The sequence below is a fragment of the Sphingobacterium sp. BIGb0116 genome, assembly GCF_024808035.1.
In the GTDB taxonomy this organism is placed as follows: domain Bacteria; phylum Bacteroidota; class Bacteroidia; order Sphingobacteriales; family Sphingobacteriaceae; genus Sphingobacterium; species Sphingobacterium paramultivorum.
Window position 1 is genome coordinate 43076 of sequence record NZ_JANUDT010000014.1, and the last position, 20711, is coordinate 63786.

At 40.3% G+C, this 20711-nt stretch carries 17 protein-coding genes; 12 read left to right on the forward strand and 5 right to left on the reverse strand.

Annotated elements, in window-relative coordinates:
• Window positions 1–16: 16 nt before the first annotated feature.
• Entirely contained in the window at window positions 17–772 is a 756-nt protein-coding gene (truA, locus tag M2419_RS26390) for a tRNA pseudouridine(38-40) synthase TruA (protein ID WP_182330612.1), read from the reverse strand.
• A 331-nt stretch (window positions 773–1103) separates the two neighbouring features.
• Complete coding sequence (gene murF, locus M2419_RS26395) at window positions 1104–2405, reverse strand: UDP-N-acetylmuramoyl-tripeptide--D-alanyl-D-alanine ligase (RefSeq protein WP_259256171.1); 1302 nt, start codon at window positions 2403–2405, stop codon at window positions 1104–1106.
• A 315-nt stretch (window positions 2406–2720) separates the two neighbouring features.
• On the opposite strand from murF, the gene M2419_RS26400 reads away from it, so the two are divergent.
• The 11 genes from M2419_RS26400 to M2419_RS26450 all read left to right on the forward strand — a co-directional run bounded on the left by M2419_RS26400 (window position 2721) and on the right by M2419_RS26450 (window position 15670).
• On the forward strand, window positions 2721–3368 hold the full coding sequence (locus M2419_RS26400) for a pectinesterase family protein (RefSeq protein WP_259256176.1): 648 nt from the start codon (window positions 2721–2723) through the stop codon (window positions 3366–3368).
• Window positions 3369–3469: 101 nt separating this feature from the next.
• Window positions 3470–3931, forward strand: a complete 462-nt coding sequence (locus M2419_RS26405) for a hypothetical protein (RefSeq protein WP_182330610.1) — start codon at window positions 3470–3472, stop codon at window positions 3929–3931.
• A gap of 7 nt (window positions 3932–3938) precedes the next feature.
• Window positions 3939–5855, forward strand: coding sequence for a glycoside hydrolase family 88 protein (locus M2419_RS26410; protein WP_259256180.1), 1917 nt, complete (start codon window positions 3939–3941; stop codon window positions 5853–5855).
• Window positions 5856–6036: 181 nt separating this feature from the next.
• Window positions 6037–6162 (forward strand): pectate lyase, encoded by a 126-nt coding sequence (locus tag M2419_RS26415; RefSeq protein ID WP_259256301.1) that lies wholly within the window; start codon window positions 6037–6039, stop codon window positions 6160–6162.
• Between the two features lie 12 nt (window positions 6163–6174).
• On the forward strand, window positions 6175–7695 hold the full coding sequence (locus M2419_RS26420; RefSeq protein WP_259256187.1) for a tagaturonate reductase: 1521 nt from the start codon (window positions 6175–6177) through the stop codon (window positions 7693–7695).
• 8 nt (window positions 7696–7703) lie between these two features.
• A complete protein-coding gene (locus M2419_RS26425; RefSeq protein WP_159727539.1) occupies window positions 7704–9350 on the forward strand; it encodes a UxaA family hydrolase in 1647 nt (548 codons plus the stop codon).
• A 14-nt stretch (window positions 9351–9364) separates the two neighbouring features.
• Window positions 9365–10765 carry a glucuronate isomerase gene (gene uxaC / locus M2419_RS26430; RefSeq protein ID WP_153844468.1) on the forward strand — a complete coding sequence of 467 codons (1401 nt, stop codon included), beginning with the start codon at window positions 9365–9367 and terminating at the stop codon, window positions 10763–10765.
• A gap of 5 nt (window positions 10766–10770) precedes the next feature.
• Window positions 10771–11796 carry a sugar kinase gene (locus M2419_RS26435; protein WP_227550070.1) on the forward strand — a complete coding sequence of 342 codons (1026 nt, stop codon included), beginning with the start codon at window positions 10771–10773 and terminating at the stop codon, window positions 11794–11796.
• Window positions 11793–12437: a bifunctional 4-hydroxy-2-oxoglutarate aldolase/2-dehydro-3-deoxy-phosphogluconate aldolase gene (locus M2419_RS26440; protein WP_153844470.1), complete on the forward strand. Its 645-nt coding sequence runs from the start codon at window positions 11793–11795 to the stop codon at window positions 12435–12437. The genes M2419_RS26435 and M2419_RS26440 overlap by 4 nt, the downstream gene beginning before the upstream one ends.
• Window positions 12438–12537: 100 nt before the next feature.
• Window positions 12538–13980 carry an MFS transporter gene (locus M2419_RS26445; protein WP_159727543.1) on the forward strand — a complete coding sequence of 481 codons (1443 nt, stop codon included), beginning with the start codon at window positions 12538–12540 and terminating at the stop codon, window positions 13978–13980.
• 70 nt (window positions 13981–14050) lie between these two features.
• Window positions 14051–15670: an NADP-dependent glyceraldehyde-3-phosphate dehydrogenase gene (locus M2419_RS26450; RefSeq protein ID WP_153844472.1), complete on the forward strand. Its 1620-nt coding sequence runs from the start codon at window positions 14051–14053 to the stop codon at window positions 15668–15670.
• 182 nt (window positions 15671–15852) lie between these two features.
• On the opposite strand, the gene M2419_RS26455 is transcribed toward M2419_RS26450, so the two are convergent.
• A complete protein-coding gene (locus M2419_RS26455) occupies window positions 15853–16620 on the reverse strand; it encodes a rhamnogalacturonan acetylesterase (RefSeq protein WP_153844473.1) in 768 nt (255 codons plus the stop codon).
• A gap of 139 nt (window positions 16621–16759) precedes the next feature.
• Window positions 16760–16891 (reverse strand): hypothetical protein, encoded by a 132-nt coding sequence (locus M2419_RS26460; protein ID WP_259256196.1) that lies wholly within the window; start codon window positions 16889–16891, stop codon window positions 16760–16762.
• 217 nt (window positions 16892–17108) lie between these two features.
• Here M2419_RS26460 and M2419_RS26465 point away from each other — a divergent pair, with 217 nt between their 5' ends.
• A complete protein-coding gene (locus M2419_RS26465) occupies window positions 17109–18119 on the forward strand; it encodes a LacI family DNA-binding transcriptional regulator (protein ID WP_153844474.1) in 1011 nt (336 codons plus the stop codon).
• 60 nt (window positions 18120–18179) lie between these two features.
• On the opposite strand, the gene M2419_RS26470 is transcribed toward M2419_RS26465, so the two are convergent.
• The gene (locus M2419_RS26470) at window positions 18180–20588 is read right to left on the reverse strand and encodes a TonB-dependent receptor domain-containing protein (RefSeq protein WP_259256199.1); all 2409 of its coding nucleotides are present in this window, start codon (window positions 20586–20588) and stop codon (window positions 18180–18182) included.
• Window positions 20589–20711 lie beyond the last annotated feature (123 nt).

Here is a 20711-nt window from a genome sequence, read left to right on the forward strand (position 1 = left end):
CTATATCTATTAAATTCTATATATAAGGATATGCCACTTCTGTTAAATACAAACCATGTGCAGGTACAGAAACGCCCGCTTTTCCACGGTTTTTACTTTGAATAACATCTTGCATAAATGAAACGGACTTGCCTTTTATCCCTATTTCCAACGATGTCCCTACAATGGCACGCACCATATTGCGCAAAAAGCGATCTGCAGTTATGTGAAAAACGAGATGTTGTTCAGTATGCCATACCCACTCTGCTCTACGAATATCGCAAATATTTGTAAACACCTGCGTATGAGACTTACTAAAGCATTCGAAATCTTGTTTACCCAATAAGAATTGCGCAGCTTCATTCATCTTTTCAACATCCGGACGATCGCGCATAAAACATGAATAGGGATAGATAAAAGGATCTTTATGAAAATGAAGATGGTATTCATATGATCTTTGTGTCGCATCGAAGCGAGCATGTGCTTCGGGTTCCACTTCGATCAAGCGCTTAACGGCCACATCAAAAGGCAATAAGGCATTGAGCGAATGAATAAAACGATCAGCTTTTTGCAGAATACCCACAGGAGCTGCATCAAAATGCGCATACAATTGCTTAGCATGAACACCTGTATCTGTACGGCCAGCCCCCGTTGTTTCAATGGGCTCCCGCAGCAGGGTTTCAAGCGCTTTATTCAGCACTTCCTGCACGGAAATTGCATTATTCTGAATTTGCCAACCATGATATCCCTGCCCGAAATAGGCTATTTCCAAAAAAAAACGTCTTTTATCCATTATACGCAACAAAGGTACGTTTTTCCAAATGAGCATCATTTCTTCGCGGAACGAATTTGCTCATTTTCATCATTATTTAATCCTTACATGACAAAACTAATTGTTTTGCACTTCCTTTTTACTCGAATCTGCTTGGTGAGTAATTCGGTATCCAGAGGCACCAACGCTATAGCAAACTCCTACCATCTTCGCCCTGCGACCACAGTAAGTCCACCGTGAGTCCACGTTGAGTCCACCTTTTTAAGTACATTCAATGCGGGAGCACCATGGCCGCAATATGGTCGCACCCCGAACTTATCCCCTAGTTGTGCATAACACAGGGCTAAAAAGGCTATAGTAAATCGACCAGATTTTCAAAAGCCATGCCGCGTGATGCTTTCAATAAAACTGTGGCATCAGTTATCGGCTTTTCGCTGATTGCTTGTTTTGCTTCGGCAGTAGTTTCATAAAACTCACCACCTTCATACCGATGCGCGAAAAATTCTTTGCCGACAAAAATTTTGCGATCTGCCGGAATAGATCTTACGTTTTCAACAATTTTTTTATGTTCCTCAAATGATTCCGCCCCCAATTCAAACATATCACCTAATACCATAGCTTTCTTATCCGCTTCAATAATCCGGATATTATCCAGCGCAGCGGCCATGCTTGTTGCATTGGCATTATAATAATCGCAGATCAGCGTATTGTGGGCCGTCTTCATAATCTGCGAGCGATTATTCGTGGGTGTATAGCCTTCAATACCCCGATTGATCGCCTCGGAAGAAACGCCAAAATGCAGACCTACTGCAATTGCTGCAAGAAAGTTTTCGGTATTATAAGAACCTGTTAACTGTGTATCAATTACATAATATTCGGCCATGCCCTTTTTTTGCCATTCAATTTGCAAGAGGGGATTTGCTTTAAGAAGCTTTCCAATCACGTCATTATCTTCCGAAAAACCATAAGTGACAATGTTAGCTACCTGGCGATCAGAAGCCATTTCTTTAAGGTGTGGATTATCGGCCTGCAAAAATAATACACCTTGATGGTCTTGCAGCCAATCGTATAGCTCACCTTTAGTTTTCTTCACTCCTTCAAAAGACCCAAAACCTTCTAGATGGGCTTTACCAACGTTAGAAATCAAACCATGTGTCGGTTCGGCAATTCCACATAACAAAGCTATTTCTTCCAAATGGTTTGCCCCCATTTCGATGATTGCCAGCTCAATGGAATCATCTATTGCCAATAGTGTTAAGGGAACACCAATATGATTATTCAAATTTCCTTTTGTCGCGTATGCTTTATACTTTTGTGAAACAACGGCATACAATAGTTCCTTCGTAGTCGTTTTTCCATTCGTACCCGTCACCCCAATAATTGGAATATGTAGCTGGTGTCTGTGGTAATTTGCAAGCTGCTGTAGTGTTTTTAAAACATCATCAACAAGAATATACGCTTCTCCTTTTCGGTAGGTCTCTTCATCAATAACAACATATTTAGCGCCCATTTCAAGTGCTTTCTCGGCGAAAGTATTCCCATTGAAATTAGCACCTTTTAAGGCGAAAAAAATACTATCCTTTTCAATTTTACGTGTATCCGTTGTAATATTTGGATACTGCTTATAAATCTGATAGAGCGATTGGATGTCCATGTTGAGAAATTTGTTGAACAAACTTAGAGAAATTGCTTTTTAAATGCAATACAATTGAACTCCATATAGACAATTTAGGACTCTTAATCGTTCTAAACATCCTTTTGTGGCTATATGAACTCAATCAAAGGTATCCAAAACACGCAATATTTCAAGATACAAGTGCACGCTTCATGCCATGGTAGCATGCTAGAATTGTCGTTTCAATCGGTTTGCACAAACGTGACCGATAACGTTTGCGCATTTATTTTGATGGATTTCCTTTAAGGAAGGCTTTAATATTGGTAATTTCATTGACCAATTAAACAATTTGGAATGCGAACGATCATACTTTCCTTTTTTTTAATTCCTTTTTTTCTTTTTGCTGCGGAAGTAAAGAGTTATGATTTTGTCGTGGCAAAAGATGGTACGGGAAATTTCACAACAATTCAAGACGCCATTGATGCTGTCCCTGATTTTCGAAAAAATGAAACGGAAATATATATCAAAAACGGGACATATCGCGAAAAAATCATCCTCCCGGGGAGCAAGCAGTTTGTTACATTAGTCGGTGAAGATAAATTTAAAACGATTATCAGTTATGACGATTATGCGCAAAAGAAAAATCGTTTTGGTGAGGAAATGGGTACTTCTGGCTCAGCAAGTTTTTATTGCTATGGGGACGATTTTACGGCCATAAACCTTTCTTTCGAAAATCTGGGACGCCCTTGGCGACCTTATGCCAAAGTAATCTTCATGCATTGTAACCTTCCCAAATTTATTGAAGACAAAGGTTGGCACAACTGGGGCAAAGAGTCAAATGAGAAAACAGCTTATTTCGCAGAATATAAAAACAAAGGCGCGGGCTCAATGTCACAAAATCGTGTCAAATGGAGTTGCCTGTTAACAGATAGAGAGGCCGATAGCCTTAATTTCCAACGTGTACTCAAGGATTGGGTACCAAACCTTACATTTGATCGATAAATAATGACCGGTAACGATTGCATAAGTTTTTCATCCAAGTTAGGGACAAAGAATGTACAATTGCTTTTACAAATAACCATTTTTAAACCAAAATGTAAAAAATGAATTCGTTTAAAAAGCACTATTCACGTACATTGAAATCCGCTCTTGGATTGTTGCTCGTGCTACCACAGCTGTGTATAGCCCAAGAGCCTGCCCATCCTATCGTACAACAGGTCGAATTTAAGAAAGACACGTTAAATATCGGCAATTATGGCACTAAAGGTGACGGTCAATTACTTAATACAGCGTCAATCAACCAAACGATCCATACGTGTAGCGAACATGGCGGCGGTCTGGTACTGATCCCTGCCGGAATTTGGTTGACAGGGCCTATTGAAATGCAGAGCAATGTAAACCTGCACCTCAAACGAGATGCCGTACTGCTTTTCACCAAGGACTTTGATCAATATAAGCTTGTTGAATCTAATATCCATTTATCGAAATCCAACACAAGGACTGCCAAGAAGATCAGTCAATTTATAGCGGGAAGTACAGACAAATGCTTAACGATCAAAAATTAGGAACGCGATGAGAAAGTTATTTTTAATTCTTTTAAACCTTGCAGCACTTGTTCCATTTTCTGGATTTGGCCAACAAAAGCCTTTTTCTGAGCAGATGGCTAAAACTGTACTTGAACAGCTCTATCCGGATTCATTATTCAACAGGACCGACAAATTTCCAAAATGGTCATACGATATGGGGGTTATTTTTGAAGGCCTGACAGATGTGTGGCGCAATACGGCAGACGCTACCTATTTTAATTATATGCAATCGCGCATGGATGCTTATCTCAGCATTCCAGATTCGATTAAAAACTATGATGCATACGATTTCAATATCGACAATATCAAAAATGGCACCGCGCTATTAACACTTTACAAAGTAACCGGTAAAGAAAAATATCTAAAGGCCTGCCACCAATTATATGCACAGCTTCAAAAGCACCCTCGCACACATGAAGGTGGATTTTGGCATAAGAAAATTTATCCTTACCAAATGTGGCTAGATGGTTTGTACATGGGACAACCTTTTTATGCAGAATATGCAAGCCTAATGGATATTCCTGCTGCTTTTGACGATATCGCCAACCAGTTTAGCTACATGGAAAAAAACGCGCGTGACAAGAAAACAGGTCTGCTGTATCATGGCTGGGATGAATCAAGAAAGGAAAGCTGGTCAAACCCCAAAACAGGTTTATCGTCACACTTCTGGGCTAGGGGTATGGGCTGGTATGTAATGGCGCTTGTCGATATATTGGACTATTTCCCAGAAGAGCATCCACGAAGACAAGAACTCCTTGCAATCTTAAACAGAACGTTATCCGCAATTGTCAAGTATCAGGATGTCAAAACCGGCGTTTGGTATGACATTGTGGATCTGGGGACAAGAAAAGGAAATTACCTAGAATCTTCGGCCTCAAGTATGTTTGTATTTGCATTGGCAAAATCACTACGCAAAGGTTATATTCCAGCTTCATTTCAGAAAAATCTGGATCGGGGCTACCAAGGGCTTGTACAACAATTCATCACCCCTGCTGGAGAAAACCGTGTTAATCTCACAAAGACTGTTCAAGTTTCTGGTTTGGGAGGAAAAAATTATCGCGATGGCAGCTTTGCGTATTATATGAGCGAACCAGTCGTTACCAATGATCCCAAAGGAGTCGGTGCTTTTATCCTTGCCGCATCCGAAGTTGAATTTGCAAAGGAACAAAAGGGCAACAAAAGGCGCACTGTCACATTGGACAATTATTTCAACAACGAATATAAAAAGACTGCATCGGGGCAAATTAAACCCTACCACTATCTTTGGGATGGTGACGACAACAACGGGTTTTCCCTATTGGGTAGGGTATTTGAAAAAAATGGTGGTCAATTAAACACATTAAGAACAGCACCTACATTACAGAATCTCTCAAAATCCAACGTCTATATCATCGTAGACCCCGACACAGAGAAAGAAACTGAGCATCCGCATTTTATGAATGAAACCGACGCCCAACAGATTACGCAATGGGTTAAACAGGGCGGTGTACTCGTTCTTTTCTTAAATGATAGCGGCAACTGCGAAATCAGCAGATTCAATACCTTTGCACAAAAATTTGGCATCACATTCAATGAGGATAGTCGCAATCGAGTGAAAGGAAATGACTTTCAGACGGGAGCAATTGCTATTCCAAAAGGTAACGCCGTATTTCCGAGTACGGCAAAAATATATATCAAGGAAATTTCAACATTACAGGTAAACGCTCCAGCCCAAACATTGATTCAAGACCATGGTGATACCATCATTGCTACGGCAAAATATGGAAAAGGTACCGTATTTGCAATTGGAGACCCCTGGTTATATAATGAGTATACCGATGGAAGAAAGCTACCTAAGGAATATGAGAACTTTACTGCAGCGAATGATTTAGTACACTGGTTATTCAAACAGATCAACAACTAGAGACCATGAGAAAAATAAGTATGCTAAGTTTCATCGCGGTATCAGTGTTTCATAATTACTGTACAGGACAGACTGTGCGCACTAAAGATTCAGTGGACGAAAAGATGCTTCAGTACCAGTTGTCAAATGGCGCCTGGCCCAAACAGTTGGTAGACAAAAGTTTGGAGATCGGGACAATACAATCAAATACAACTTTGAGGAGGTTTCAGAGGAGCGTAGAAATGGCTATGCCTGTTTTGGCAACTGGCCGGAAAAGCTGATCCAAAAGGACTATCCAAAGTGGAAAAAACAATACAAAATTCAATAATAAAACTTTCAGATGTTACTGACACAACATACTATACATACAATCAATTCTGATCTCATCAGCAAGCCGACAGAATCCTCTTTCCTCTATCCGGAAAAGATTCTTCAATTTGGCACCGGTGTATTGCTCAGAGGCCTCCCAGATTATTTTGTCCATAAAGCAAATCAAAAAAAACTGTTTTGCGGTAGAATCCTCGTTGTAAAGTCAACAAGTTCGGCCGGTGCTGATGCTTTCGAACAGCAGGACAATCTATACACATTATCTATTAAAGGAATAGAAGATGGTGAAGAGATTTCACATTACGAAATCAACAATTCGATTTCTCGTGTATTGGCGGCCAACCAAGATTGGTCCGAAATATTAAAAAGTGCTGAAAATCCGGATCTGGAAATTGTTTTCTCCAACACTACCGAAGTCGGCATTGTTATGAGTGAAGACACGATCAATGACGCACCCCCCACTTCTTTTCCAGGAAAACTTTTAGCGATCCTCTATCGCAGATTTGTTTACTTCAATGCGGATAAAAACAAGGGCTTAACCGTCGTCCCTACCGAACTGATTACCGACAATGGAACTAAACTGAAATCGATCGTCACAGCCTTAGCTAAGCTGAACGAACTCTCAGAAAAGTTTATGGACTGGCTTGATACCGCCAATGACTTTTGTAACACGCTGGTCGATCGCATCGTCCCCGGTGCATTGCCTTTAGCAGAATACACGAAAACCTGCGCTTTATTGGGCTACGAGGATCAATTGATGATTATGGCTGAGCCCTTTCGCTTATGGGCGATAGAAGCTAATTCTGAACGTGTGCAACAACGCCTTTCTTTTGCATTGGCAGATCCGAATGTCATGTTGGTTCCTTCAATTGAAAAGTACAAGGAAATCAAATTAAGGCTCCTCAATGGAACGCATTCCTTAAGTTGTGCACTTGCCCTTCTTGCGGGCTTCGAAACAGTAAAGGAGGCCATGCAAAATACAGCATTCAATCAATTTATACGTCTTTTAATGCAAGATGAAATTGGTCCCGCCATTTTAAGCGACAGTATTTCTGTTGCCGATATCAACGATTTCTCATCCAAAGTCATCGACCGCTTTGCCAATCCACATCTGGAACACAAATGGGAATCCATCGCTTTAAATTATAGCTCAAAAATGGCAATGCGCAATATTCCGCTGCTAAGAAAGTGGTATACAACGCACAATAAAGCTCCTCAACTCTTCGCACTTGGATTTGCGGCTTATCTCTATCTATTAAAATCCAAGCTGAACGGTGATCAATATGAGCAATTGATTAATGGACGGACGGTTGTACTTCAGGACGAATTGGCACCGAGATTACATGTCGCCTGGAGCAATCCAGATAAACTCGTTCATACCGTGCTTTCAGATACGGATTTATGGGGGATCAATTTAACGGAGTTTCCTCATTTTGAAGAAACAGTCAACCAGAAATTGCAACAGATCATTGAAAAAGGGGCATTAAAGGCACTCGAAATTTCATCAGTTCTTGACAATAAAAAGTATAAATAGCGCTACAGATGAAAAACAACGTATTAAAGATACATCCCAAAGACAATGTTTTGGTCGCCTTACAAGATCTCAAAAAAGGTGATGCGATTTCGTTTGAGGGCAAACATTATATTCTACAGGAAGATATTCCTGCCAAGCATAAATTTTTTATGCAGGATATGCAGTTTGGTGACGAAATCTATATGTATGGGGTTCTCGTGGGAAAAGCGCAATTTGATATCCCACAGGGAAGCATCATGAATACCGACAACACCAAACATGCAGCCGAGCCTTACCATTTCAGGTCTTCACATTATCACTGGGAAAAGCCTGACGTTTCAAAATTTGACGGAAGAACTTTCAATGGTTACCTCCGTCCGGACGGCCGTGTAGGCACCGCAAATTACTGGTTATTTATCCCAACCGTTTTCTGCGAAAACCGAAATCTTGATGTTATCAAAGAGGCATTATACAATGAGCTTGGTTATTCAGTCTCTGGAAAATACAAGAACTTCACCCATCAGCTGTTAAAAGCCTATGAAAAGGGAGAAACACTGGATATGACCTCCCTCGGGCAGCTAAACACAATTACGCAGCAATCGGATCGCATATTCAAAAACGTGGACGGCATTAAATTTTTGAATCATCAGGGTGGTTGTGGCGGAATTCGACAAGATGCAGCCATCTTGAGTAAGTTACTTGCCGCCTATGCCGACCATCCGAATGTCGCAGGTATTACGGTATTAAGTTTGGGCTGCCAAAATTTACAGCTGAACGATCTAGTCAACGATATCAAGTTGCGTAATCCGGATTTTGACAAACCACTGTACTTATTTGAACAGCAGCAATCCAAAAGTGAGGAACAATTACTGAAAGAGGCGATACTACAAACTTTTATGGGCCTGACAGAAATTAATAAACTTGGAAGACAGCCGGTACCATTGAGCAAATTAACCTTAGGTGTAAAATGCGGTGGTAGCGATGGGTTCAGCGGTATTTCTGCCAATCCCGCAGTCGGTTATACTGCCGACCTTTTAGTTGCTCTTGGCGGAAAGGTACTGTTGGCCGAATTTCCAGAATTATGTGGTGCCGAGCAGAATCTAATAGACCGTACCATCGATCCAAAGGCTGCCAATAAATTCATCGATCTGATGACCGCTTATAGCAATGCTGCCGAGGCTGTTGGTTCGGGTTTTTATATGAATCCATCTCCAGGAAATATCCGCGATGGACTTATCACGGATGCTATAAAAAGTAATGGTGCCGCGAAAAAAGGTGGTACTTCGCCTGTTGTAGATGTCTTGGATTATACTGAGGAAGCAACAAAGCCCGGTCTTAATTTGGTCTGTACCCCCGGAAACGATGTTGAGGCAACAACTGGAAAAGCTGCCGCTGGTGCAACACTAATTCTGTTTACAACTGGCCTGGGTACGCCTACCGGAAATCCAATATGCCCGGTCATCAAAGTTGCAACAAATAATATACTGGCAACCAAAATGGCCGACATTATCGATATCAATACCGGTCCTATTATAGACGGTGAGAAATCGATCCAAACCATGGGTGAAGACATTTTAGAATATTGTATCAAAGCAGCTAGTGGTGAAATAACACCTAAGGCTGTCCAATTAAATCAAGACGACTTTATACCTTGGAAAAGAGGTGTGAGTTTATAAAAATAGGATATTGTATGAAAGCTTTTTTAGACGACAACTTTTTATTAAACACAAAAACAGCAGAACAGCTATATCACAGCTATTCAAAGCATTTGCCGATCATTGATTATCATAATCACTTGATTCCTGAACAAATCGCTAATAATGTAAAATTTGACAATATTAGTCAAGTGTGGTTACATGGCGATCATTACAAATGGCGGGCCATGCGGGCCAATGGAGTCAATGAACGTTATATTACTGGCGATGCTTCCGATGAGGAAAAATTTATCAAGTGGGCAGAAACAGTACCTTATACGCTTCGCAACCCGTTACATCACTGGACACACCTCGAGTTACAGCGCTATTTTGGCATCACAGATTTGTTGTCACCAAAGACGGCTGCCAAGATATATGCCGATACAGGCGCTTTGTTACAACAAGACAGCCATTCCGTCCGCGGGTTACTGAAAATGATGAAGGTTGAAGTGGTTTGTACCACTGACGATCCTATCGACAGCCTCGAGTTTCACCAACAATTTGCAAAGGAAAAAGAATCGTTCAAGATGCTTCCCGCCTTTCGTCCGGATAAAGCGATGAACTCCGATGATATTATTGCATTAAATCAATATATCGATAAACTGGAAGCAGTCAGCGACATTCAAATCAATAGCCTTGGGGATTACTTAAACGCGTTAAAAACAAGACATGATTTCTTTGCTGCCAACGGATGTAAAGTATCGGATCACGGCCTGGAACAAATCTATGCCGAAGATTATACCGAACAGGAAATCGTGACGATCTTTGAGAAGATTCGTACAAAAAAGGAAATCTCCCCAACCGAAAATCTGAAATTCAAATCTGCGATGTTGATTTATTTTGCAGAATGGGACCATGAAAAAGGCTGGGTTCAACAATATCACTTAGGAGCATTGCGCAACAACAATGCCCGTATGCATCGTTTGATCGGACCTGATACCGGTTGGGATTCGATCGGAGATTTTAGTCAGGCACGTGCATTGTCAAAATTTTTGAATAAATTAGACAATCAAGATAAGCTAACCAAGACCATCTTGTATAATCTCAATCCTGCCGATAATGAACTTATTGCAACCATGATCGGGAATTTCAATGATGGATCAATTAAGGGAAAAATTCAGTTTGGCTCGGCTTGGTGGTTTCTAGACCAAAAAGACGGAATGACAAAACAAATCAACACGCTGTCAAATATGGGTTTATTGAGCCGTCTCGTCGGTATGTTGACAGATTCTAGAAGCTTCCTTTCATTTCCAAGGCATGAATATTTCAGAAGATTGTTGTGCGACATCTTCGGACAGGACATTGAAAAGGGAGAGATACCACATGATATCGAATGGGTAGGGAAAATCATAACAGATATCAGCTATAATAACGCGAAAGAATATTTTGAATTTTAATGAACATGCAGGGTAAAGTTTTAAGCTTTGGAGAATTGTTGTTGCGGATCTGCCCCGACATCGAACAAGATTGGATTGAACAACATCAGTTGCCTTTTTACGTCGGCGGAGCCGAGCTGAATGTAGCCACAGCCTTAGCGTTGTGGAATGTACCATCATCCTACTTATCTGCAATTCCTCAAAATGCTATCTGTGAAGGTATTGATAGTTACCTTCAACGCAGAAGTATAGACACATCAGCGATGCAGTGGACTGGCGAGAGGTTGGGTATTTACTATCTGCCAAAAGGAAAAGATCTAAAAAATGCAGGTGTCATTTATGATCGTGCGAACTCCTCCTTTGCAAACCTCAAAGTAGGTAGCATTGACTGGGAAGAGGTCTTTGCCGATGTTAAGTGGTTTCATTTTTCAGCCATCTGTCCTGCAATTAGTCAAGATATTGCAGATCTATGCCTGGAGGCCGTAAAAAAAGCACAAGAGAAATCAATCTTTGTATCCTTGGACCTTAATTACCGTGCTAAACTCTGGAAATATGGAAAGGCCCCAAAAGAGATTATGCCCGAAATTGCCCAATATTGCAATTTAATTATGGGCAATATATGGGCTGCTCATCAGATGCTCGGAACCCAGCTAGAGGAACAATTCTTAACTTCTTCTTCCGGATATCAGGAAGAAGATCTATTGGCACAAGCAGATCGTACAAGCAAGGAAATTATATCAGCGAATCCGATTTGTCAGTATGTGGCCAACACTTTTCGTTTTGACTATAAAACCAAGGGAATCAAGTATTATACCACACTGTTTGACAAAGACAGCCTGATTAAATCAACGGAATATACTGCCGAAGAAATTTTGGACAAAGTAGGTAGTGGAGATTGCTTTATGGCAGGCCTGATTTATGGGTTGTATTCCAACCTTTCTCCAAAAGAAACCCTAGCGTTTGCAACGCTCGCAGCATTCGATAAACTATTCATCGCGAGCGACGCAACAACAAGTACAGTGGAAGACATAAAAAAAAGAATGATAGCATGAATTTGAAAGAAATTGTATTAGATAAAATTATAGAGCAGGGGACACTTCCTTTGTTTTTTCATCACGATAAGGCCGAAAGCATAACTATCCTGCGAACTTTATATCAGGCAGGCATACGTGTCTTTGAATTTACAAACCGCGGCCCAGAAGCATTGGCAGTGTTTGAAAGTTTGATTGCCGCAAGGAATTTAGACATGCAAGATCTCTATTTAGGTATTGGCACCATCAAATCGGTTGAAGAAGCGCAACAATTTCTGCAAATTGGTGCAGATTTTATTGTTTCTCCCATTGTAAACCCCTTAGTTGGCTCTCTTGTGCATGAGCAGCATAAGTTGTGGATTCCAGGATGTATGACACCGACAGAAATCTATACTGCGCAACAGCAGCAAGCGGCGCTTATAAAATTATTTCCTGCAAATATTCTGGGGCCGGCATTTATGTCGTCGATAAGAGATCTCTTTAAAGGACAGAAATTTATGCCGACGGGGGGCGTAGAAATCGAAATGGAGAATTTAAAAGCCTGGTTCAAATCCGGGGTTTGCGCAGTAGGCATGGGCAGCAAGTTAATTGACCCCAAAGACACAAGCAATTTATTCGAAAACACTAAAAAAGCACTTGAATTTGTCTCAAAAGCACGATAAACGTCTTCATATAGTGACTTCAAAAAAGTCATGCTGAGGGGCACTTTTTGACAGCAGGAAACAGACACGTACACTAAAAAAATAAACTATTAAACCCATTATGATTAACACGGAGAAAAAGAGTAATTACCGTTGGGTGATATGCTCTCTATTATTTTTTGCTACCACAATCAATTACCTGGATCGGCAGGTGCTGTCCTTGACCTGGAAAGATTTTATTAGTCCTGAGTTTCATTGGACAAATACAGACTATGGTAATATTACAGCACTATTTTCGATCTTTTACGCCATTAGTATGCTATTTGCAGGTCGCTTTGTGGATTGGATGGACACAAAAAAAGGTTTTCTATGGGCAATTGGAATCTGGTCAATTGGTGCCATATTACATGCTTTCTGTGGTATAGCGACCTCAGGAATTGTTGCCGGCGAATGGTTCGTCGGTTTCGAAGGCGCAAAAGAGGCAATTTCTCATGTGAATAATGCAGGCTTAATCATTAGCGTTAGTGTCAACCTATTTATCTTTGCCCGCTTTGTTCTCGCTGTTGGAGAGGCGGGGAATTTTCCTGCCGCGATCAAAGCCACAGCCGAATATTTTCCAAAAAAAGACCGGGCGCTCTCAACAAGTATCTTCAACTCGGGCGCAACTATTGGTGCCCTGGCTGCACCCTTGACCATTCCTGTAATCGCCGCACATTGGGGTTGGGAAATGTCTTTCATCATCATAGGTGCATTAGGCTTCGTTTGGATGGGTTTCTGGATTTTTCTCTATAAAAAGCCACATGAAAATCCAAAAGTCAATGCGGCAGAATTGGCATATATCAATCAAGATGACCATGAACAGCAGTCCGCACATACGGTCGATACGAAACTTCCAAGAACAACCATATCTGAATGCTTAAAATATAAGCAAACCTGGGCATTCGCCTTTGGAAAATTTATGACCGACGGAGTCTGGTGGTTTTTCTTGTTCTGGATGCCAGCTTATCTTTCTGCCGTCTACGACATAAAATCATCGGATACAGAAGGGCAGCTCGCAATTTTTGTGCTCTATGCAATTACTATGTTATCTATTTATGGTGGATGGCTACCGACCTACTTTGTGGAGAAAAAGGGTATGAATGCCTATGAAGGCCGCATGAAAGCCATGCTGTTATTTGCTTTTGTACCATTGGTTGTTCTTTTCGCTCAGCCCTTGGGGCATCTCTCCTATTGGATACCTGTCATTCTGATCGGTTTCGCCGGAGCCGCACATCAGTCCTGGTCCGCCAATATCTTTTCGACCATTGGAGACTCATTCCCAAAACGCTCCATAGCAACTGTTACAGGGATTGGAGGGCTTGCAGGAGGTATTGGAGCCTTTATTATCAACAAGACGTCAGGATGGTTATTTGATTATGCAAAAGAAACACAAATGACTTTTATGGGATTCAAAGGCGAAGAAGCTGGATATTTTATTATCTTCTCTTTCTGTGCGATCGCATATTTAATTGCATGGGTGATAATGAAAACCCTAGTTCCTAAACTTATTTTAATAAAAAATTAACATATATTGCGAAATTTATATTACATTAGCAATATCTTTATAAATATCAATCTAAACCATTTTTTAAACAATGAGCTTAAACTTAGAAGGTATCTTCTACGAGGAGAAAGACATTCCCGCAGAATTTACGCTCGACGAACAGGTCGATCAAAGAGAGTTCCTTTCCAATGGAGAAATGATTTCTTGGACGGGTCAAGTAAACGAAGTTTTTTCACCTATTTGTGTGAAGACTAAGGATGGCTTGAAACGTAAGCGCATCGGTAGTTTCCCTGTTTGTACTGAAAAAGAGTCCATGGAAGCCTTAGACGCTGCTGTAAAAGCATACGACAATGGCCGTGGAGAATGGCCGACAATGAGCGTTGCCGATCGTATTACTTGTGTTGAAAATTTCACGCAAAAGATGATTGCCAAAAAGGACATTGTTGTCAAGCTTATTATGTGGGAAATTGGCAAATCCTATGCAGACTCAGTAAAAGAGTTTGATCGCACAGTGGAATACATCTATGCAACGATCGATGCATTGAAAGATATAGACCGCGATTCTTCGCGTTTTCAAATCGAACAAGGTATCGTTGCCCAAATCAGAAGATCTCCATTAGGCGTCGTCCTTTGTATGGGCCCATTCAATTATCCATTGAATGAGACATTCACGACTTTGATTCCAGCATTGATCATGGGAAATACCATGTTATTCAAACCACCTAAACATGGTACGTTATTACATTATCCTTTATTAGAAGCTTTCAGAACGAGTTTCCCAAAAGGTGTTGTCAATACAATCTATGGCCGTGGCAACAAGATTGTCCCTAGCCTAATGCAATCGGGAAAGATCAATGTCTTGACGTTAATCGGTTCAAGCCGTGTTGCTGATGAACTTAAAAAATTGCATCCAAAAGTGAATCGCCTTCGCGCTATTCTTGGCTTGGACGCAAAAAACGCAGCAATTATTACAAAAGATGCAGATTTGAACCTCGCGGTTTCTGAAACCGTACTGGGTTCACTCTCTTTCAATGGCCAGCGTTGTACAGCATTAAAAATTATCTATGTACATCGCAGCTTAGCACAGGAGTTCCTAAAACGTCTCTCTGCTGAAGTCGCAAAATTGAAATATGGAATGCCTTGGGAAAAGGGGGTATCTTTGACTCCGCTTCCAGAAGTAAATAAACCAGCTTATTTAACTGAATGCATTGAAGATGCAAAAGCATATGGTGCAAAAGTAGTCAATGAAAATGGTGGTCAAGTTGCAGAATCGTTCTTCTATCCGGCAATTGTTTACCCTGTCAATTCACAGATGAAACTTTATAGAGAGGAACAATTTGGCCCAGTTATCCCTGTTGTTCCTTTTGACGACCTTGAAGAACCTATCGAGTACTTAATCGGATCTTCACACGGACAACAAGTAAGTATTTTTAGTAATAACGCAGCTGTTGTTTCATCGCTTATTGATCCACTTGTCAATCAAGTTAGCCGTGTAAACATCAATTGTCAATGCCAACGCGGTCCGGATACTTTCCCTTTCACAGGTAGAAAGGACAGTGCTGAAGGAACGTTGTCAGTAGTTGATGCTTTGCGCTCATTCTCCATACGTTCTCTAGTGGCCACAAAGTTCACCGAGGAAAACAAGAAATTGTTAAACGAAATCGTGAGTGAAAATGAATCAAATTTCTTAAGCACGAAATACATTTTCTAGTATACGGCTGATATGAACAAGCGACATCGATCATTTCGGTGTCGCTTGTTTTTAAATCCATTTTTTCAGAAATTTTCCAAGTACATTTTCAGATCAACTCCATCCTTTTTACGACAGCCCTTCCCCTGTCAATCAAATTGTGTTAGGTGTATGCTTCTTTCTGATTTTATAGCATCCTAAAGTTACTTCAGCATCAGATTTTCTTGAATAGGTAACTGCAATTCACAAATCCCTTTGGCAACCAGCCTTGCCACTTCATTGGCACCAAAGGTATTCAAATGGGTATCATCTTTCTTTCCCTGTGGATAATTCATATTGCCACTGTCTACATGTAAAAACAATTTCTTACTTCCATCTTCTCCGTAAGACCTGACAAGTACTGTTGTCTGATCTTCCATGTCAATACAAGGTATTTGCATATTTCGAGCAATCTTGCGGATAACAGCCGGATACTGCCCATGGGTTTTGATGAGAACGCCATTTTCAAATTTACGTCGCGCTATCGGTGTCAAAAGAATTGGAATCCCCCCTTTCTCCTTTGTCTGATTGATATAGAAAGTCAAATTCTGTTCAAACTCTCCCAACGAAGTTCCCACATTGGGTTTATCGACTTTTTCGTCATTATGTCCAAACTGGATAAAAACATAATCTCCGCGACGGAGGTTTTCAAAAATAGGTTCCCAATGATTAATAGTACTCCCGTCCTTGCCCGAATCTTGTTTAAAGGATTTAGAACTGCGGCCATTTAATGCGCGATTATCGATCCTCACTTGTTGATTAAACATCTTTGCAAAAGCCATTCCCCAACCAGTTTCAGGAAAGGTGCGCTTATCTTTATTTGCAGCTGTTGAGTCGCCAATTATATAAATTGTGAGGGTTTGTTCCTGCTGTAAAGCGAGGAGAAAAATTACCATCACAAAGCCCGAAATAAGTGTACCGATTTTCTTCATTGGGTATATCTAAAAAACACCTGCCTTCAACATCCAGAAGGCGAGTTGTATTCATTTTACTTAAAATCCTATTAAACCTACCCTGCTTATAGAGGAGAACAAACGGGAGCATTAAAAATCACTCCTGCTCCTGTCACAGTTACACTCCCCCCATTAATTCCTTTTGATCGCTATCAACGACAGTTACTTGGACTTTTTGGGTTTGAACATGCACATTTAATGTGGATAAAGAAGCACAAATAGCAGTAGATACTACTAAGGCTTTACTCATATTTTAGGTATTCAATTAAAATGATTAAATCACCCTCGCTGGAAATACAGAGGAATTTAACCAATCATCATATAACCAAGTTTACAAAGTATATTTCACTTGTTGGTGCAAGTATCAGGACTAAAGTTACGCAAACGTTGCCGGCAACGTTTGCATAGGGGAGCCTATTAGGTTTTGTAATTTTTTTTGATTAATATTATGTTCTATTTTGCCAATTATGAGATTCGAAAACTATACAATCAAAGATATTGCTAAAGCACTTAACTTATCAACGTCCACAATCTCCAGAGCACTAAGAGATAGCTATGAAATAAGTCCTGAAACAAAAAAGATTGTGTTGGAGTATGCCGAAAAGATCAATTATCGCGCTAATCCCATTGCAAGGAGTTTAAAGGAACGTCGAAGCCACTCTCTTGGTATCATTGTCAGTGAAATAGCCAATAATTTTTTCTCCCAAGTCATAAACGGTGTCGAATCTATTGCCTATGACAAGAACTTTCATATCATTATTTCACAGACACATGAGTCTTCAGAAAGGGAAAGGCTGAATGTTGAGTATCTAACATCCAGAGGCATAGATGGGTTATTGATAGCGTTATCCTCTGAAACCGAGGACATTTCTTATCTCTACCAATTAAAAGAACGTGGATTTCCAATTGTATTTTTCGATAGAATACCACAACAGTTTAATACCTATAAAGTTGTCGTAAACAACCAACAGGGAGCCTACGATGCAACCCAGCACCTCATAAAACTAGGAAAGAAGAAAATTGCACACCTTACAAATTCTAAATCATTGTCCATAACAAAGGACCGACTAATGGGGTACAAAAAGGCACTGATGGCAAATCATATTGATTTCGATCCAGATCTGGTTAAATACTGCCAATATGGGGGGCTACATTTGGAAGAAATCGAAAATGCAATTGAAGAGCTTATCCGCATTGGTTTTGATGCTATTTTTATTTCTGGCGATAAGTTAACGACAGGATATCTCCATGTCATGAAAAAAAGAAATTTTGAAGCCTGTAACGATATTGCTATCGCTGGATTTACAAACTCTAATGTTGTCGAACTATTCTCATCTAAAGTAACTGCCATAAGACAACCTGCTTTCGAAATGGGGAAAATCGCTACGGAACTTCTTATCAAATTAATAGAAGCCAAATATCCGATTACAGAATTTGAAACGCGTGTATTACCTACTGAGTTAGTCTTCAATGACTAAATAAAAAGCCGTAAGAAAAAATTTTCCTACGGCTTTTTGAAACGACATAATAGTGCGTAGCTATTGCGCTCTTTCCTTCTCCTCGTTACTTGTATCTTTCTTACGATAGTTATTTTTTAAATTTCCGAATTTATACGAATAAGTCAATCGAACCACACGACGATCTTGGTATTGCCTGATACTGGAGTCGAAATCGCCGAAATTGGTTTTCAGATTCTGATTCCCTGTATTAAACAAATCGCTCACCGCCAGTTTCAAAGAACTACGTTGATCTTTAAATGTCTTTGTCGCTCCAAGCTCCATATCCCAGCGGGCCTTCATATCGTATACATTATATTTGAAAGGAGAGAAATACCTCAAATTGACATTAGCCGACAGACTTTTCGCCAATTTTAAATTGTGCATCGATGTAGCCTGCAAAAGAAATGACTTTCTTTTCAGCGGATGACCACCCACCATGCCATCAAAGTTAAAATGGATGCCTGTAATATTGTTATTCATGCTCCAAATCTTGGATACCGTTATAGGGATGTTCAGATTCAGATAAGCAGTCAAATTTTTACCTAAATTTTCACGTATAACCCAAGTTTGTTTCAGTACTGAATCTTGCCCCATACTCTCTACAATCGCATCCCGTACATCGTTAATTCCCAATGTCACATTGTAACGTTGCATCAACGTATAATTTAGGGTGAATTCATTGGAGAATTGCGGATTCAGATAAGGGTTGCCACGTTCGAAGGTTAGTTTATCAATGAAATAATCAAAAGGATTCAACTGTCGGTAATTGGGACGGGTGATTTTCCTTGCATAACCTAAGGAAAGAATATGATTCTCATCGAGGGTATATGTCAGATTTGCATTCGGAAAAAGTTTAAAGTAGTTCCGCTTCACCTGCTTATTTAAGGTCAATGAGTTTCCATCAGAAAACGTATATTCTCCTCTCGCACCGACCTTCAGCCCCCATTTTCCTATCGTATTATTATAGTCTATATATCCAGCGGCAATCTGCTCCTTATACACAAAATGATTCGTACGTTTTTCATTATTAATCCAAGAATTGTTCAAAAAATCTTCAAAGGTTAAGTCGTTATCCGACGTAACATTAGAATATTTAGCCCCCATCTCAAGCTTGGAAACCTTAGACAGCGGTTGTTCATAATCCAATTTGGCGACATAGATATCGATTCCGATGGGCATTCTACTACGTTGGATCTCCTCGGGAGTAATCGCATCCAGCTGACCATCAAAATATTGGTTATTATACCCTACCCGTTTGCTGCTTTTGAATTTACTCCAATCCAGATCAACGGTAAGTTTTCTGCCATTAGAATCAATTCTAAACTCATTGTTTAAATTAGCAGAGTACCGATCAAATAACTCTTTGAATTGCGATGTCGAAATCAAAAGCGAATCCAATGTTGTAAAAGACTTTCCTACATTGGTCTTACTATCGTTATCATTGTATTCGATATTATTCGAACCATTAAACTGCACGGTTAACGTATTTCTGGCTGATGTCCTTTGCTCAACACCGAAGCGATAGGAATGATTCTGTTCCTTTTCATCCAATATCGACCTTTGTTTAAAATAGGTCTTTTCCCCTTTATTCTGAATAACACGATCAAGCAGGAGCTTCCGGTGGCTTTTCTCATTCGAATATGCATACGATCCAAATACTGTCGTATTATTCTTTTTATAATTTAAGGATAAGGAGCTATTCCCTTTGAATTTTTCTCCCCGCCCTGCCGTCATGTTAAAGGTTCCGTTAAATCCCTCCATCCGATTTTTCTTGAGGACAATATTTATAGTCCCCACAGCCCCCTCAGCGTCATCTTTTGCTGCCCGGGTGGTGATAACTTCGACGGACTTAATCTGGTTGCCGTCCGTACTTTTCAAAAAATTCACCAACTGTTCACCCGACATATAGGTCTGCCGACCATCGATGGTCACTGATACACCAGATTGACCCATCAACTGTAGGTTATTATTGTTATCTAAACTCACTCCAGGGGCGCGCTGTACAATATCTAAGGCATTATTCCCTGCGGCCAAGGGAGAGTTTTCGACGTTTAAAATCAGTTTACCAGGCTTGCTTTCAACCATCGGCCGCTTACCCTCTACGGCGACCTCCTGCAATTTTCGTGTGTCCGTGTTCAGCAGGATCGTTGGGAGCTTGTAATCTGATTTACTGATATCAAAAACGTTGCTCTTATTGGCCGTATACCCAACCATTTTGACGTCGACATAATAACTTCCAGCTTGGATATCCGAAAAATGGTATTCTCCATTTTCATCTGTAACAACTGCTTTCAAAATAACAGTTGTCTTTGCCTTCATCAGATAAGCAGTTGCAGAAGCCAAAGGCACATTATTTTCCACCAGTACTTTGCCTGTAACTTTCACTTGCGCATAGGCAAAGGAAGCAATTAAAAAATTTAAGAGTAAGAGGTAAAAATATCTTTTCATTCGTTTATAAATAGGTGTAATAGCATTTACTTTTGATGGCACTAAATAGGCTTATCACACGAGGTTCAGTAGTGATTTTCGATTGGTTATAGCTTCAATAATTTGTCTTCCGCCTGAAGGCGG

Excerpts from the sequence above, each read along its gene's own strand:
- M2419_RS26460 (WP_259256196.1), bottom strand. The coding sequence starts at position 16,891 with ATGAGTAAAGCCTTAGTAGTATCTACTGCTATTTGTGCTTCTTTATCC.
- uxaC (WP_153844468.1), top strand. The coding sequence starts at position 9,365 with ATGAAAGCTTTTTTAGACGACAACTTTTTATTAAACACAAAAACAGCA.
- M2419_RS26450 (WP_153844472.1), top strand. The coding sequence starts at position 14,051 with ATGAGCTTAAACTTAGAAGGTATCTTCTACGAGGAGAAAGACATTCCC.
- M2419_RS26455 (WP_153844473.1), bottom strand. The coding sequence starts at position 16,620 with ATGAAGAAAATCGGTACACTTATTTCGGGCTTTGTGATGGTAATTTTT.
- M2419_RS26400 (WP_259256176.1), top strand. The coding sequence starts at position 2,721 with ATGCGAACGATCATACTTTCCTTTTTTTTAATTCCTTTTTTTCTTTTT.
- truA (WP_182330612.1), bottom strand. The coding sequence starts at position 772 with ATGGATAAAAGACGTTTTTTTTTGGAAATAGCCTATTTCGGGCAGGGA.
- M2419_RS26425 (WP_159727539.1), top strand. The coding sequence starts at position 7,704 with ATGAAAAACAACGTATTAAAGATACATCCCAAAGACAATGTTTTGGTC.
- M2419_RS26465 (WP_153844474.1), top strand. The coding sequence starts at position 17,109 with ATGAGATTCGAAAACTATACAATCAAAGATATTGCTAAAGCACTTAAC.
- M2419_RS26420 (WP_259256187.1), top strand. The coding sequence starts at position 6,175 with ATGTTACTGACACAACATACTATACATACAATCAATTCTGATCTCATC.
- M2419_RS26445 (WP_159727543.1), top strand. The coding sequence starts at position 12,538 with ATGATTAACACGGAGAAAAAGAGTAATTACCGTTGGGTGATATGCTCT.
- M2419_RS26410 (WP_259256180.1), top strand. The coding sequence starts at position 3,939 with ATGAGAAAGTTATTTTTAATTCTTTTAAACCTTGCAGCACTTGTTCCA.
- M2419_RS26440 (WP_153844470.1), top strand. The coding sequence starts at position 11,793 with ATGAATTTGAAAGAAATTGTATTAGATAAAATTATAGAGCAGGGGACA.
- M2419_RS26405 (WP_182330610.1), top strand. The coding sequence starts at position 3,470 with ATGAATTCGTTTAAAAAGCACTATTCACGTACATTGAAATCCGCTCTT.
- M2419_RS26435 (WP_227550070.1), top strand. The coding sequence starts at position 10,771 with ATGCAGGGTAAAGTTTTAAGCTTTGGAGAATTGTTGTTGCGGATCTGC.
- murF (WP_259256171.1), bottom strand. The coding sequence starts at position 2,405 with ATGGACATCCAATCGCTCTATCAGATTTATAAGCAGTATCCAAATATT.
- M2419_RS26470 (WP_259256199.1), bottom strand. The coding sequence starts at position 20,588 with ATGAAAAGATATTTTTACCTCTTACTCTTAAATTTTTTAATTGCTTCC.